The organism is Amycolatopsis sp. NPDC005003, from assembly GCF_053600695.1.
This window is the reverse complement of sequence record NZ_JBSGAI010000011.1, coordinates 214727-229343: the sequence shown is the minus strand read 5'-3', so window position 1 is coordinate 229343 and position 14617 is coordinate 214727. Positions and strand designations below refer to the sequence as shown.

Here is a 14617-nt window from a genome sequence, read left to right as displayed (position 1 = left end):
CCGCGCTTCGGCTTCGGGGCTTCCTCCTCGGCCGCGTCAAGGCGGGAAAGCGTGCCTTGACCCGGCGCTGCCGGCCGTGTTGGGGCTTCGGATCGGGGTTGCGGGAGGGTCTGGGTGTTGGGGGCGGGTTGTGCCGTTTGCGGCGGTTTGTTTTGGGGTTTGGGGAGGCGCGCCCTTCGGGCACGCTGGCGACCCTTCGGGTGCGCGAGCCGGCCAGTGATGGCGGCGGCGGTGGTGGTGGCGTCAGCGAAGTGGTCGGGAGGCCGGGTCCACCCCGACGGACCCGACCTCCCGGGGAAAGCTCCCGGATGCGTGCACATCCGGTTGCGAAGCCTGCGCCGGCACTGGCCCGCCGCCTCGAAACGAGGCTGTCGTGACGCAGGTCATAAGTCAACGCCGCCGAACGGGTGCTGGCGAAGGGTTGCTACCCACCGGTGGCGATCATGAAACCCCGGTTTCGTGGAAAAATCTCCAGTTTCGCCGAACGCCTGGTCAGGGGGTTGCGGGCAGCGCAAAAAAAGGGGCGGGTGCGCTAGGCACCCGCCCCGAAGAGGAAACGATGGATCAGCTGGCGTACGCGCGGAGCCGGTCCGCTCGCTCGCCCTGACGCAGCTTCGACATGACCTCGCGCTCGATCTGGCGGACGCGCTCGCGGGACAGCCCGAAGTGCTTGCCGATCTGGTCGAGCGTGCGGGGCTGGCCGTCGTCGAGGCCGTAGCGCAGGCGGATCACGTGCTGCTCGCGGTCGTCCAGCGTCGCCAGGACGCGGCGCAGGTCGTCCTGCAGCAGGCCCGAGATCACGGCGCTCTCCGCGTCGGTCGCCTCGGAGTCCTCGATGAAGTCGCCCAGTGGGGCGTCCTCCTCGGTGCCGACCGGCATGTCCAGGCTTACCGGGTCACGCGAGTGGTCGAGCAGGTCCGAGATCTTGTGCGCCGGGATGCCCGACTCGGCCGCCAGCTCCTCGTGCGTCGCGTCGCGGCCGAGCTGCTGGTGCAGGTCACGCTTGATGCGGGCCAGCTTGTTCACCTGTTCCACCAGGTGGACCGGCAGCCGGATGGTGCGGCCCTGGTCGGCCATGCCCCGGGTGATCGCCTGCCGGATCCACCAGGTGGCGTAGGTCGAGAACTTGAACCCCTTGGAGTAGTCGAACTTCTCCACCGCGCGGATCAGACCCAGGTTCCCCTCCTGGATCAGGTCGAGCAGCGGCATCCCCCGGCCGGTGTAGCGCTTGGCGAGCGAGACCACCAGGCGGAGGTTCGCCTCCAGCAGGTGGTTCTTCGCCACGTGGCCGTCACGGACCAGCGCGGCCAGCTCGGTGCGGCGCTTGGCCGTGAGGTCCTCGGCCGTGTCCAGCATGTGCTGGGCGAACACGCCGGCTTCGATGCGCTTCGCCAGCTCGACCTCGTCGGCCGCGGACAGCAGGGCCGTCTTGCCGATGCCGTTGAGGTAGACGCGGACGAGGTCGGCGGCGGGGCTCTGGGCGTCGAGGTCGGCGTCGGTGAGCGCCCCCACGCCCATCGACGGCTCCTCGGTCGTCTGAGCCGGGATGCGCTCGCGAATCCCGCGCGACTCGCGTTCGAGAGTCTGGACTGACATTCTGCCTCCCCGGTCACGGGCTGAACGTGCTGCTGCGGTCGTCCACCGGGTGCGTACCCGCGGACCGGGGCCTGTGGATCCCGGTACGCCGGTCCGGCCGGCTTGGCTGGACATCTGGCACAACGCTCCGGGTTCCCAAAACGTTCCCGGCTCGTCATAGAAGAAGACGGATGCCGGAGCGATCCGGTTGCTCAACCAATGCTGAGCTTTTGCTGAGAACGTTCCGTGACGGGTGAACCTGAGAATTCCATATGAATCCGGTCAGAAACTGAACCGGGGCAGCGTGGTCTAGACCTCTACCAAAACCGTGAACGGACCGTCGTTCACGCTCGAGACCGCCATCATCGCCCCGAACCGGCCGGTCGCCACGGTGGCGCCGCGGCCGCGCAGCCCGGCCACGACGGCGTCCACCAACGGCTCGGCGACCTCCGGCCGGGCTGCTTGCGTCCACGACGGCCGCCGCCCTTTCTTCGTGTCGCCGTAGAGGGTGAACTGGCTCACCACGAGCAGCGGTGCATTCGCCGTGGCGCATGATTCCTCGTCGCGCAGCAGCCGCAGTTCGTGCAGTTTGCGCGCCATCGTCGCGGCCTTCGCGGCATCGTCGTCGACGTGAATTCCCAGCAGGACAAGCAAACCCGGTTCGTCGATCGCGCCGACGACCGCGCCGTCCACCGTCACGTCCGCCCGCGTGACGCGGGCCGCGACCGCCCTCACCGGTCCGCCGGGACGAGCATGCCGTGCCGGACGAGCTCCCGGACGACGGGCAGCGCCGCGGCCGCCAGCTCCTCCGAAGACAGGCCCTGCGCCGCCGCGAGGAGCTCGATCAGGTCCTCCAGCGGCAGCGCGCCGCGGCAGCCCGCGAGCAACCGCACGGCCAGGTCGTCGACTTCGTGCTGCCAGCCCGGCCCGTCGGTGCGGTGCAGCCGCCGGACGGTCGCCGCCCAGCCTTCGTCCCCGGGTTCCTCGACGCTCTCGAGCAAAACCGTGTCGGGCACCACGAAACGGACATCCAGTAATGAATCGCCCGACTCGCGCAACCATTCCACGCGGTCCAGCCAGCCCGCCGCTTCCGGGCCCAGCGGGTCGTCGTAGGCCTGCCGCAGGTCTTCGCACACGACGGTCGGCGTCCGCCCGGCCGCCCGGCGCAGCGTGACGAACCCGAAGCCGATGCCCCGGACGTCGTTCGCGCCGAACCAGTCGAGCCACGCCGCGGCCTTCGCCCGGCCTTCGGGGGAGCGGGGGTCGAGCCCGGCGTCCCGCAGCCACGTGCCGACGTACAGCGCCGGATCGGCGACGTCGCGCTGCACGAACCAGGCGTCGGTCTCGGCGGGCAGCCAGCGGCTCACCCGGTCGGCCCAGTCTTCGCGGGAGGTGTGCAGCCAGGACGCGAGCAGGTGGCCGGTGCCGCCGTCGTTGAGGAAGCCCGGCAGCTGCCGCACGACCAGGGCGCTCGCGTCGTCGCCGGCCAGCCCGGAGTCGCGGTAGGTGTAGTCCACCCGCGCCGGGCCGACCACGAACGGCGGGTTGCAGACGACCTGGTCGAACTTCCGCCGCGCGACCGGCGCGAACCACTCGCCCCGCACCAGCTCGACGTCCAGCTCGTTCAGCCGGAAGGTCGCCGCGGCCAGTGCCAGCGCCCGCTCCGAGACGTCGGTGGCGGTGACGCGCTCGGCGTGCCGGGTCGCGTGCAGTGCCTGGACGCCGTTGCCGGTGCCCAGGTCGAGCAGGGTGCCGACCGGGCGGCGGCTCGTCGCGCGGATCAGCGACAGCGACGCGTGGCCGACGCCGAGCACGTGGTCTTCCGGGACGGTGTGACCGAGCAGGTCGGCGTCGAGGTCGGACACGACCCACCAGGAGCCTTCCTCGTCGCCGTGCGGCCGGATGTCGAGCGCGGCCCGGTAGCCGCCGTCGACGGCCCGCAGCACGCCGGCGGAAACGGCGTCTTCGGGCGCGAGAGGCGCGAAGGCGGCCTTGACGGCGGTCTCCGGTTCGGTGCCGCCCAGCAGGAACAGCCGGATCAGCGTGCCGAGGTCACCCGCGTCGCGGCTCGCTCGTTCGGCCGGCACCGGCTCGCCGCGGCCGAGCGCCGCGTGCGCGGCCCCGCCGAGGGCCGCCACCACGCCGTCGGCGTCGTAGGAGGTGCGCCGGAAGGCCTCGCGCAGGCGCGCGCAGACGTCGTCGGACAGGTCGGGCAATCCACTTCGCGTGCTCACGGTGGGTAATGCTGCCACGATGGCCCCCGTGACCCATGAACGCGTCCTCGCCCCGCTCGACGCGGCGCTGCCCGAACTCGAAGCGCTGTACATCGACCTCCACCGCCATCCGGAGCTGTCCTTCGCCGAGACCCGGACGGCGGCGGAGCTGGCCCGGCGGCTCGAGGGCGACGGCTACGAGGTGCACACCGGCATCGCCGGCACCGGTGTGCTGGGCGTGCTGCGCAACGGCGAGGGGCCCACGGTGCTGCTGCGGGCCGACATCGACGCGCTGCCGGTCGAGGAGAAGACCGGCCTGTCGTACGCCAGCACCGCGCGCGGCACGGACGAGCACGGCAACGACGTCCCGGTGATGCACGCCTGCGGGCACGACATGCACGCCACCTGGCTCTCCGGCGCCGCCGCGCTGCTGGCGAAGGGCCGCGACACCTGGGCGGGCACGCTGCTGGTGGTGTTCCAGCCGGGGGAGGAGAGCGCGGGCGGCGCCGCGGCGATGGTCCGCCACGGCCTGTTCGACATCGCCGGGACGCCCGACGTCGTGTTCGGCCAGCACCTGGTGCCCGGCCCGGCCGGCTGGGTGCTCACCCGGCCCGGCGTGATCATGGCGGCCACCGACACGCTGCGCGTCACCCTGCACGGCCGCGGCGGGCACGGCTCGCGCCCGGAGACGACCGTCGACCCGGCCGTGCTGGCCGCGTCCGTGGTGCTGAAGCTGCAGACGATCGTGTCGCGCGAGATCGCCGCCACGGACTCGGCCGTGGTCACCGTCGGTTCGCTGCACGTGGGCACCGCGAGCAACGTGATCGCCGACGACGCCGTGCTGGAAGTCAACGTCCGGTCCTTCGACCAGGCCGTGCGCGAGCGGGTGCTGGCCGCGGTCGAGCGGATCGTGAACGGCGAGGCCGCCACGGCCGGCGCGCCGAAACCGCCCGAAATCGAGCGGTCCGGCTCCTATCCGATCACCGAGAACGACGAAGCCGCCAACGAGGCGCTCACCGAGGTCTTCCGCGGCCGCTTCGGCGCCGACGTCGTGCTGCCGGCGCCGCTGATCACCGGCAGTGAGGACTTCAGCGAGTTCGGCCGGGCGGCGGGCGTGCCGTCGGTGTTCTGGCTGGTCGGCGGCTTCGACCCGCAGACGGTGATCACGGCGATGACCGAGGGCCGCTTCGAGCGCGACATCCCGTCGAACCACTCGCCGCGGTTCGCGCCGGTGCTGCACCCGACCCTGCGCACCGGCATCGAAACCCTCGTCGTCGCCGCGTTGAGCAAGTTGCGTCACCCCGGTGTCGGATGAACCGCGCAAGTGGGACGATGGACGGTGGAGGTGGTGCAGTGACCACGCCCGCCAAGGACTCGGACCCGGTGCTGATCACCGGGGCGGCCCCGTCGTACGAAGAACAGTTCGCCGCCCGCAAGCGCAAGTACGTGATCATGATGGCCTGCCGGATCCCGTGCCTGATCCTCGCCGGGCTGACCTACCACACCTGGTGGCTGGCGCTGGGGTTCCTGGCGATCTCCGTGCCGCTGCCGTGGATCGCGGTGCTGATCGCCAACGACCGCCCGCCCCGCAAGTCCGAGAAGATTTCGCGGTACGAGCACGAGGCGAAGGCGATCGAAGGCACCACCCACCGCATCATCGACGGCTGAGGCTCACCCGGCTCGTGAGTGGTAATTAGGGTTAGAACCCGAATTACCACTCACGAGGGCTGGGGGCCCACCTTGCCGACGGCCAGCGCGCCCAGCCGCGTCCCGTGCCGCAGGACGTCCACAGTGGACTCCCCGGCCAGCCAGCCGGTGAGCACGCCCGCGTCGAAGGCGTCGCCCGCGCCGGTCGAGTCGATGCAGTCCGCCTCGACCGCGGGCACGCTCGTGACCCCGTCCGCGTCGACCCAGCTGGCGCCGCCGAGCCCGGCGGTGACCACCACCGCGCCGACCGCGCCGAGCAGTTCCTTCGCCGAAACCGGGTCCGCGGAGCCGGTCAGCGCGACCAGTTCCTCGGTGTTCGGCATCAGCAGGTCGACCCCGCGGACGTCGGCCAGGAACGCGGCCGGGTCGGTGATGTGCGCGGCGGCCTGGGGGTCGACCGACGTGGTCAGCCCGGCTTCGCGAGCGGCGGCCAGCGCCGCGAGACCGGCCGCGCGTGACGGCGGGTCCAGCAGCACGTACCCGGACAGGTGCAGGTGGCTCGCCCCTTCGAGCGCCTCGGGGGTGACGTCCTCGGGCGCGAAGCGCTGGTTCGCGCCGCGGTCGGCCAGCATGCTGCGCTGCCCCGAGCCGTCGACCATGACGACGACGCAGCAGGTCGGCGCCTCGGGGTCGACGGCGAACGCGCACCGCACGCCCGCCGCCTCCAGCTCGGCCCGGATGAGCCGGCCGCCCGGGTCGTCGCCGATCCGCGCGAGCAGCGTCGTCTCCGCGCCGAGGTGCCGCAGCCACAGCGCCGTGTTGGCGCCCGAGCCGCCGCCGGTGAAGCGGATCTTCGCGCGGGCGTCGCCGCCGTGCGGCAACGGCTTGTCGTGCCGGGCGATCACGTCCAGGGCGGCGTCGCCGACCACCACGATCCCGCCGGCGTTGGATGATTCACTCGCAAGCTCGCTCATGCCAGCGCCACCGCGACTTCAGTGGCCAGCTTCGCGTTGTTGAGCACCAGCGCCTCGTTCGCATCGATGCTCACGCCGCCGCTGGCGGTGTGGAAGTGCTCCAGCAGCACCGGCGTGACGTCGGCGCCGTGCACGCCCTGCGCCTCGACCAGCGCGAGGCCCTCGGCGAGCAGCCGGTCGTGCAGTTCCCTGTCCATTTCGGACGCTTCGGGGATCGGGTTCGCCAGCAGGACACCGGAATCCGCGTACGCGCGGTGCGCGTCGATCACCGCGGCGGCCTGCTTCGGGTCGTCGACCCGCCAGCCGACCTGGTGCCCCGACGAACGCAGGTAGAACGCCGGGAAGTCGCCGGTGCGGTAGCCCAGCACCGGCACCGAGTTCGTCTCCAGCACCTCGAGGGTGGCCGGGATGTCGAGCACCGACTTCACCCCGGAGCAGACGACCACGGTCGGCACCTTCGCGAGCACGCCGAGGTCCGCCGAGACGTCCCACGACTGCGACGCGCCGACGTGCACGCCGCCGAGTCCGCCGGTGGCGAACATGCCGATGCCGGCCGCGGCGGCCAGCGCCGACGTGCTCGCCACGGTCGTCGCGCCGGAGCGGCCGAGGCCGACGGCCGGGCCGAGGTCGCGCAGGGAGAGCTTGTCGAGGCCGGCGTCCGGCGCGCAGACGCGCTCGAGCTCGGCGGGGGAGAGGCCGACGACGACCCGCCCGTCGAGCACCGCGATGGTGGCCGGGACGGCGCCGCCGTCGCGGACCACGCCTTCGAGCCGGCGGGCGACGTCGAGGTTGCGGCCCGGCGGCAGGCCGTGGGACAGGATGGTGCTCTCCAGCGCGACGACGGGGTGCCCGTCACGCAGCGCCGAGGCGATCTCTTCGTGCAGGTGGAGTGGGGTGGTCACGAGGGACCATCATCGGTGATCGGTCCGCTCGCCGCGCCAGTGGGTCAGCTCGGCGGTCAGGTTCTTTTCGGCGGCGCTCGCCCAGCGTGTCCGCGCGGCTTCGCTGCGGTAGAGCTCGCGCCCCAGCATGCGCTCCAGGACGGCGATGCGGCCTTCGCGCCAGACGTCGTCGGGGTACTTCGCGTACTCCTCGCGCACTCCGCGGGCGTACGCCGCGTACTGCTCTTCGGGCGCGCCGAGGACGGCGAGGTCGGCGTCGAGGAGGGCGGTGGCCAGGAGGTCGTCCGGCGGTGCGTCGTGCCCGATGGTCGCGAGGATCAGGCCTTCGACCCGCTCGACGTGCGCTTCGGGCACCCCGGCCAGGGCCTCGCGGGCCCAGGCGGCGCTGGCTCGTTCGTCTTCGCCGGGCTTCGCGTCGTACACGACGTCGTGCGTCCAGGCCGCGACGGCGACGATCGCGCGGTCGGTGTCGCCGAGGCCTTCGGCCAGCCAGGCGGAGTCGCGCGCGACGGCGGCCGCGTGGGTGAGCGTGTGGTAACGGCGGTGGGGTTCGGCGTACCGGGCTTGCAGCCGCGGCCACGCCTCGGACGTGCCGCCGAGCACGGCGACCGCGTCGGGCCAGCGCATCAGTCGAAGATCCCGCGCGGCCGGGCGAGGAGGTCGAGCCAGTCTTCGAGCTGCTTCTCCCAGTTCACGTCCGGCTTCATGGTGAACATGCCGAGGAAGTCCTGGCCGCGGCCGCCGAACCCGCCGGTCTTGCTGACGCGGACCCGCTTGGTGACCTCCAGCACGACGTCGGTGCGTTCGGCCGAGGTCAGGAAGGTGACCGCGACCTGAGAGAAGACGTTCGCGAAGCGTGGCGAAGGCGTGAAGCGGATCTCCTGGAAGAACGGCAGCTGCTGGCGGGCGCCGTCGACCCGGCCCTGCTCGAGGACCGCCTCGCGGAAGGTGAAGCCGATCCGGCTCAGCGCGTCGAGGACCCGCTTCTGCGCCGGGAGCGGCTCGATCGCGACGGCGTCGGCGTCGAACGGGTCGCTGACCGCGGCGGCCAGGTCGAGCTCGGCCCGGACGCCGACCGCCATGCCGGTGAGCGGCTTGGCGTAGACGCTGGTCACCGGCGTCTCCCAGGGCAGCGGCACCTCGAACGGCACCCGGACCTGCTGCCCGGCCCGGATGGTTTCGCTGCCGACCAGCGGCTGGGTGCCGAACGGGAGGTCTTCCGTCTTGCCGCCGGGCACCTGGACCCGGGCCAGCAGCGTCACCGCGAGCCCGTTGATCTCCTGGTCGACCTCGCCGCCGAGCAGCAGGACCTCGCCGTGCAGCGGGCGGCCGGGGGCGGCGGTGGAGTCGAGGAGGCGGGCGTCGATCCGCGCGCCGCCGGAGCCGAACGTCGCGAGCACCTTCTGGAACATGCCGGGGATCCTGCCAGGCCGGAGACCTTCCGCGCGGGGACTCGGGCACAATGGACGGGTGAGCACCGAGACGCTGACGAAGCCGGAAACCACGCCCGAGGGCACGGACACCACCGACGACGACTCGCCGAAGATGTTCCACTACGTGAAGAAGAACAAGATCGCCGAGAGCGCGGTCATGGGCACTCACGTGGTGGCGCTGTGCGGCGAGGTCTTCCCGGTGACGAAGTCGCCGAAGCCCGGGTCGCCGGTCTGCCCGGCCTGCAAGGAGATCTACGACAGTCTCCGTCCGGGCAACTGAGCCGGGCCTGAGGTCCCCGGCGGGTGTCCCCGCCGGGGCTTTCTGCTGTCCGGAATCGGACAAGATGTCGAACAAACGTGAATAACCTTCATTCGGCGGGTGTGCTCGTCGGGCGAGGCCTGGTAAATCCTCCCGAGCCAGGTCCTCTCACCCACCGGAGTCGCACATGCGCAGAACCGGGATCGTGCTCACCCTCGCCGCCCTGCTCGCCGTGGCCTCGCCCGCGCTGGCCCAGGCCGTCACCGGCTGGACGGAGGTCGGCTCCGACAACGCCCGGGCCCTCGACGAGAGCCAGGGCCTCGCGACGATCGTGCGCCCCTCGGGCACGACGATCCGCTACACCGGGATCGGCACGATCCCGGCCGACCTGAACTCGCAGGGCTGGAACCACGTCGGCGACCCCGGCTCGGCCCAGGGCTGGTACGTCGAGCCCTACCAGCGTGACGACCGCGGCGCGAAGCTCTTCCGCGTCCAGGCCCCGGACGGCTCGTGGGCCAACTACAAGCACACCCTCGAGTCGTGGGAAGCGAACAACAACTCCTTCGCCGCGGTGTCGCCGGACGCCCGCTGGCTGGTGGCGGGGGAGTGGGGCACGATGACCCGGCTCCTGGTGCACCCGATGCCCGGCGTGGTCGCGAAGGACCCGGCGCAGAACCTGCCCTACGCGGCGGCCATCCGCCTGGATCACCCGGTCCGCGACGTCCAGGGCTGCGACTTCCAGACGGCGACCCGCCTGCTCTGCGCGTCCGACGACCCGGACGGCAGCCTCTTCGGCACCACGAAACCCCTGCTCCAGGTCGACCTGGCTGCGGTGTTGAACGGCTCCGACGTCACCGCCCACGTCACCTCGCTGGGCCAGCTCCCGCTCCGCAGCGGCTGCTCGGGCTCGTTCGAGGTCGAAGGCATCGACTTCGACGAGCGCGACAACACCCTCCGCGTGGTGGTCATGTCCCCGAGCATCTGCATCCTCTTCGACAGCAAGACCTACCGCTTCCGCCAGTAACCCGTAACTCGCGTGATCAGGCCCGTCATTCACGTGATTGGGGCCGTAACTCGCGAGTTACGGCCCCAATCACGCGAGATCCGGCTCAAATCACGCGAGTTCCGGGTTGAGGGACTCCGATTCCGGGGCCTGGGCCGGGGTGCGGCGGGCGTCGCGGCGGGCGCGGCGGCGTTCCTTGCGGGTCTCGACCATCGTGTAGAGGGTGGGGACCAGGACCAGGGTCAGCAGGGTGGAGCTGACCAGGCCGCCGATCACCACGATGGCGAGGGGCTGGCCGATGAAGCCGCCCTGGCCGGTGATGCCCAGTGCCATCGGGACCAGCGCGAAGATGGTCGCCGCCGCGGTCATCAGGATCGGCCGCAGCCGGCGGCGGCCGCCTTCGGTGACGGCGTCGGCGACGCTCATCCCCTCCGCCCGGTACTGGTTGATCAGGTCGATCAGCACGATCGCGTTGGTCACGACGATGCCGACCAGCATCAGCATCCCGATCAGCGCCGGCAGGCCGAGCGCGGTGCCGGTGGCCAGCAGCAGCCCGATCGCGCCGGTCGCCGCGAACGGGATCGACACCAGCAGGATCAGCGGCTGGATCAGGCTCCGGAACGTCGCCACCATGATCAGGAACACGATCGCGATGGCCGCGAGCAGCGCCAGGAACAGGTTCGAGAACGCCTCCTGCTGGTCCTGGCTGACGCCGCCGAGCGAGTACGCCGCACCGCCGGTGAACGTCAGTCCGTCCAGTTTGGACTTGATGTCCGCGGTCGTCTTGCTCAGGTCGTCGCCGGTGTTCTTCGCGGTCACCGTGGTGCTCAGGTCGCCGCCGGTGCGCCGCACCGACGCCGGTCCGTCCACAGTGGACACGCGAGCCACCTCGTCGAGCCGGACGACGCCGCCCGGGCCCGGGATCGGCAGCCCGCGCACCTGGTCGACCGTCACCGGAGCCGTGCCGGCGCGCAGCACGATGTCCGTGCGCTGCCCGCCGACCGGCAGCTGCGTCACCGTGCGCCCGGCGATCGCCTGGTTGGCGATCTGCCCGATGGTGCTCGCCGACAGCCCGCGCGCGGCGGCCGCGGCGTCGTCCACCTCGACCTGCACCCGCGGCGAGCCGACGCTCAGGTCGCTCGACACCTCGGCGAGCCCGGACACCCCGCGCAGCGCCTGCACCACCTGGTCGGACGCCGGCTTCAGCGCGGCCTCCGACGGCGCGGTCACCGTGACCGAGACCTGGTCGGAGTTGAACCCGGACGCGTCCGCCCCGATCTTGACCTCGCCCAGCTCGGGCCGGGACGTCAGCTTCGACCGCAGCCGGTCCGACAGCGCGTTGAGATCGGTGTCCTTGGCGACGGTGACGGAGATGCTCGTGTTGGTCCCGCCGCCGAAGCCGAACGCGCCACCGCCACCGATGCTGACCTGGTAGGTCTGCACCGCGGGCTCGGCCGCGAGGGCCTGCTCGACGGCCGTGGCCGCCTTCTCCTTCGCCTCGACGCTGGTGCCGGCGGGCAGCTTCTGCGTCATGTTCAGCGTGGTCCCGCCGGACTGGTCGAGGAAGTTCGTGTTCAGCCGCGTCGCCAGCCCGACCGTGCCCGCGAAGATCAGCAGGGCCAGCAGGACGACGGTCAGCCGCCGCCGGGTCGCGAACCGGATCACCGGCAGGTAGGCGCGCTGCAGGACGCTGCGGCGCTCCTTCTCGACGGCCGCCGCACGCGCCCGTTCGGCCTCGACGGCGTCCGCCGGGACCTCCGGCCGCTTCAGGAACCAGTACGCCAGCACGGGAACCACGGTCAGCGAGACGAGCAGCGACGCCAGCAGCGCCACCGTCACGGTGATCGCGAAGGGCGAGAACAGCTCGCCGACGAACCCGCCGACGAACGCGATCGGCAGGAACACCGCGACGGTCGTCAGCGTGGACGACGTCACCGCGCCGGCCACCTCGCGGACGCCGTCGAGCACCGCGCGGTCCTTCTCCTCGCCGTAGGCAAGATGCCGTTTGATGTTCTCCAGCACGACGATCGAGTCGTCGACCACCCGGCCGATCGCGATGGTCAGCGCGCCGAGGGTGAGCAGGTTGAGCGACAGGTCGCCGGTCCACAGCGCCAGCAGCGCGACGACCACCGACAGCGGGATCGACACCGCGGTCACCAGCGTCGAGCGCACCGACAGCAGGAACAGCAGGATGACGACGACGGCGAAGGCCAGGCCCAGCAGGCCTTCGGTGGTCAGGCCGCTGATCGCGTCCTTCACCGGGGTGCCCTGGTCGAACACGACGCTCATCTCGGCGCCGGTCTTCTTCCCCAGGTCCGGCAGCTTGCTCCGGACGGCGTCGGAGATCGCGACGGCGTTCCCGTTGTCCACCATGGTGATCGAGAGGCCGAGGCTGGGCTTGCCGTTGGTGCGCGTGATCGACGTCGGCGGCGCGAACCCGGCCTGGACGTCGGCGACGTCACCCAGCTTGACCGGGCCACGGGCCGGGGCACCCGCCCGCGCGGTGGGCGTCAGGTACAGGTTGCGGAGACTGTCCACAGTGGTCTGCCCGCCGCCGACCTGCACCGACAGCGTCTTGCCGTTCTCGGTCAGCGTCCCGGCCGGCACCGCGGCCCCGGCCGTCTGCAGCGTGGTGGCGACCGACGCCGGGTCGACCCCCGCCGCGGCCAGCTTCGCGTAGTCGAGCGTGATCGTGACGCGCGGCTGCTGCACACCGGTGACGGTCACCGTGCGGACGCCGTCGATCTTCCGCAGCTCCGGCGCGACCTGGTCGGTCAGCGCGGGCGCGAGCGCCTGCGGGTCGCCGGTGGTGCCCGCGGCGACGAGCACGACCGGCAGGTCGTCGGTGCTGCCCGCGGACACGGCGGGCTCGCTGTTCTGCGGCAGCCGGGGCCGGACCTGGTTGACCACCTGCTGGATCTGCGAGACGGCGGCGTCGATGTCCGTGCCGAACTCGAACTGCGCGACGACGCGCGAGACGCCGTCCGACGACGTCGACGTGATCTGTTCGAGGCCCTTCAGCCCCTGGAGCCCGCCTTCGAGCGGCTCGGAGACCTGCCGGTCGACCGCGTCCGGCGAGGCGCCCGGGTACGCGGTGACGATCTGGGCCTGCGGGAACTGCAGGGACGGGAAGAGCTGCTGTTTGAGCTGCGGCAGCGCGAAGGCGCCGAAGCCGACGACCACCAGCGCGAGCAGGCCGATCAGGCTTCGGTTGCGCAGGCTCAGTCTGGCCAGCACGGACATGACTTGGAAACCCCCTCGGGAATGACGCGGCGACCGACGCCTGCGTCAGTGACCGGGGAAGCGTCCCATGTCCGACCTGAGGAGCGACTCAGTCTGGGGGTGGATTCCGGGTCGTCCCTTCGGTGGACCCACGACCCTGAGCAGCGCTGGGTGCCGGTTCGGGCGCGCTCGGTGACGGCGTGTCCTCTTCGGACGGCTCGGGCTCGTTGCCGTTGGCGGAGACGTCTTCGGCGCGCGGGCGCTTCAGCGGCGTGGTCGAGCGCTCCCACAGCTTGCGGCCCTCCTCGGAGCGCAGCCGCTCGGAGGCGCGTTCCATCTCCAGCCGCCGCCACTTGCGCCGCTGCCGCCGCGTCGCCTTCGCCGGCCACAGCTCCTGGATCGCGCTGTTGAAGTACGCCCCGCCGACCACGGCCAGCCCGATGAAGAACATCAGCAGCAGGAACGCGATCGGAGCGGCCAGCGCGCCGTAGGTGTAGCCGGTCTTGGTGATCCAGTTCAGGTAGACGCGCAGGCCGACCGAAGAGAGCAGGAACACGACCATGGCGAGCACCGCGCCGGGCAGCCCGCGGTGCCACGGCAGCTTCCGCGGCAGGGCGAGCTTGTACAACGTGGTCAGCGCCAGGGTGATCATCACGCCGAGGGTCGGGAAGTAGAGCGCGCTCACCCACGACGTCACGGTCGGGCGCCAGGCGGCCGGGAAGAACTCCGGCAGCAGGTCCGGGCCGATCGCCAGCAGCGGCAGCCCGACGACCAGGATCACCAGGCCGCACAGGTACAGCAGGAGCGCGAAGATCCGCTGCCAGACGTCGTTGCGGACGCCGTACTGGTCGTGCGCGACGGTGATGGCGTCCACGAACGACGACATCGCCGACGAACCCGCCCACAGGGAGATGAGGAAGCCGACCGAGACGATCTCGCCCTTGCCGACGGTGAGGATGCTGTTCACGGTCGGTTCGATGATGTCCTGGACGGCGTTCGTGCTGAAGACCGTCCGGCAGAAGCCGATGATCCGGTCGTGCACCGCCGTGACGACGCCGGCGCCGAACCACTCGCCGACGAAGCCCAGCGCGCCCAGGAGCCCGAGCAGCAGCGGCGGCAGGGACAGCGTCTGCCAGAAGGCCGCCTCGGCGGCCTCGGAGAAGATGTTGCCCTCCCAGGCCTTGGCGAACGTGCGCGTGACGAGCCGCCACGGCCCCTTGCGGGCCACCTTCGTCGCTGCGGACGGCTGCACCTCACCCATGACGTGTCCAGCATGGTCCATCCGTGCTGATTTGGCTCGTCACACCCCCTGCGGCCGGGCGTGTCGGCGGACGTCACCCGTGCCGGTGCCCGGAAGTGTCGGACCCGGCCGGTAGACTCGCCGCCGTG

Annotated in this window: 13 protein-coding genes; 4 read left to right on the top strand and 9 right to left on the bottom strand. The window is 71.6% G+C overall.

Annotated features, from left to right (window positions below; all coding sequences use genetic code 11):
* Positions 1 to 564 precede the first annotated feature (564 nt).
* The 3 genes from ACWED2_RS15925 to ACWED2_RS15915 form a co-directional block, all read right to left on the bottom strand.
* Complete coding sequence (locus ACWED2_RS15925; protein ID WP_449691189.1) at positions 565 to 1596, bottom strand: sigma-70 family RNA polymerase sigma factor; 1032 nt, start codon at positions 1594 to 1596, stop codon at positions 565 to 567.
* A 288-nt stretch (positions 1597 to 1884) separates the two neighbouring features.
* Positions 1885 to 2310 carry a D-aminoacyl-tRNA deacylase gene (gene dtd, locus ACWED2_RS15920; protein WP_091308041.1) on the bottom strand — a complete coding sequence of 142 codons (426 nt, stop codon included), beginning with the start codon at positions 2308 to 2310 and terminating at the stop codon, positions 1885 to 1887.
* On the bottom strand, positions 2307 to 3809 hold the full coding sequence (locus ACWED2_RS15915; RefSeq protein ID WP_449691188.1) for a DUF7782 domain-containing protein: 1503 nt from the start codon (positions 3807 to 3809) through the stop codon (positions 2307 to 2309). The genes dtd and ACWED2_RS15915 overlap by 4 nt, the downstream gene beginning before the upstream one ends.
* A 28-nt stretch (positions 3810 to 3837) precedes the next feature.
* Here ACWED2_RS15915 and ACWED2_RS15910 point away from each other — a divergent pair, with 28 nt between their 5' ends.
* Together ACWED2_RS15910 and ACWED2_RS15905 are read left to right on the top strand one after the other, a co-directional pair.
* Positions 3838 to 5103 carry an amidohydrolase gene (locus ACWED2_RS15910; protein WP_449691187.1) on the top strand — a complete coding sequence of 422 codons (1266 nt, stop codon included), beginning with the start codon at positions 3838 to 3840 and terminating at the stop codon, positions 5101 to 5103.
* Between the two features lie 17 nt (positions 5104 to 5120).
* The gene (locus ACWED2_RS15905; RefSeq protein WP_449691186.1) at positions 5121 to 5456 is read left to right on the top strand and encodes a DUF3099 domain-containing protein; all 336 of its coding nucleotides are present in this window, start codon (positions 5121 to 5123) and stop codon (positions 5454 to 5456) included.
* Between the two features lie 50 nt (positions 5457 to 5506).
* Here ACWED2_RS15905 and ACWED2_RS15900 read toward each other — a convergent pair whose 3' ends face one another.
* From ACWED2_RS15900 to ACWED2_RS15885, 4 genes are read right to left on the bottom strand one after another with little or no spacing between them, the layout of a single operon-like run.
* The gene (locus tag ACWED2_RS15900) at positions 5507 to 6409 is read right to left on the bottom strand and encodes a carbohydrate kinase family protein (protein ID WP_449691185.1); all 903 of its coding nucleotides are present in this window, start codon (positions 6407 to 6409) and stop codon (positions 5507 to 5509) included.
* Positions 6406 to 7311: a pseudouridine-5'-phosphate glycosidase gene (locus ACWED2_RS15895; RefSeq protein WP_449691184.1), complete on the bottom strand. Its 906-nt coding sequence runs from the start codon at positions 7309 to 7311 to the stop codon at positions 6406 to 6408. The genes ACWED2_RS15900 and ACWED2_RS15895 overlap by 4 nt, the downstream gene beginning before the upstream one ends.
* A gap of 9 nt (positions 7312 to 7320) precedes the next feature.
* Positions 7321 to 7938, bottom strand: coding sequence for an HD domain-containing protein (locus ACWED2_RS15890; RefSeq protein ID WP_449691183.1), 618 nt, complete (start codon positions 7936 to 7938; stop codon positions 7321 to 7323).
* Complete coding sequence (locus ACWED2_RS15885) at positions 7938 to 8723, bottom strand: sporulation protein (RefSeq protein WP_449691182.1); 786 nt, start codon at positions 8721 to 8723, stop codon at positions 7938 to 7940. The genes ACWED2_RS15890 and ACWED2_RS15885 overlap by 1 nt, the downstream gene beginning before the upstream one ends.
* 58 nt (positions 8724 to 8781) lie before the next feature.
* Here ACWED2_RS15885 and ACWED2_RS15880 point away from each other — a divergent pair, with 58 nt between their 5' ends.
* Positions 8782 to 9024: a DUF3039 domain-containing protein gene (locus tag ACWED2_RS15880; protein ID WP_176176076.1), complete on the top strand. Its 243-nt coding sequence runs from the start codon at positions 8782 to 8784 to the stop codon at positions 9022 to 9024.
* 166 nt (positions 9025 to 9190) lie between these two features.
* The gene (locus tag ACWED2_RS15875; RefSeq protein ID WP_449691181.1) at positions 9191 to 10027 is read left to right on the top strand and encodes a hypothetical protein; all 837 of its coding nucleotides are present in this window, start codon (positions 9191 to 9193) and stop codon (positions 10025 to 10027) included.
* A gap of 90 nt (positions 10028 to 10117) precedes the next feature.
* Here ACWED2_RS15875 and ACWED2_RS15870 read toward each other — a convergent pair whose 3' ends face one another.
* Positions 10118 to 13249: an efflux RND transporter permease subunit gene (locus ACWED2_RS15870; RefSeq protein ID WP_449691180.1), complete on the bottom strand. Its 3132-nt coding sequence runs from the start codon at positions 13247 to 13249 to the stop codon at positions 10118 to 10120.
* Between the two features lie 88 nt (positions 13250 to 13337).
* Complete coding sequence (locus ACWED2_RS15865) at positions 13338 to 14489, bottom strand: YihY/virulence factor BrkB family protein (protein ID WP_449691179.1); 1152 nt, start codon at positions 14487 to 14489, stop codon at positions 13338 to 13340.
* Positions 14490 to 14617: the final 128 nt, after the last annotated feature.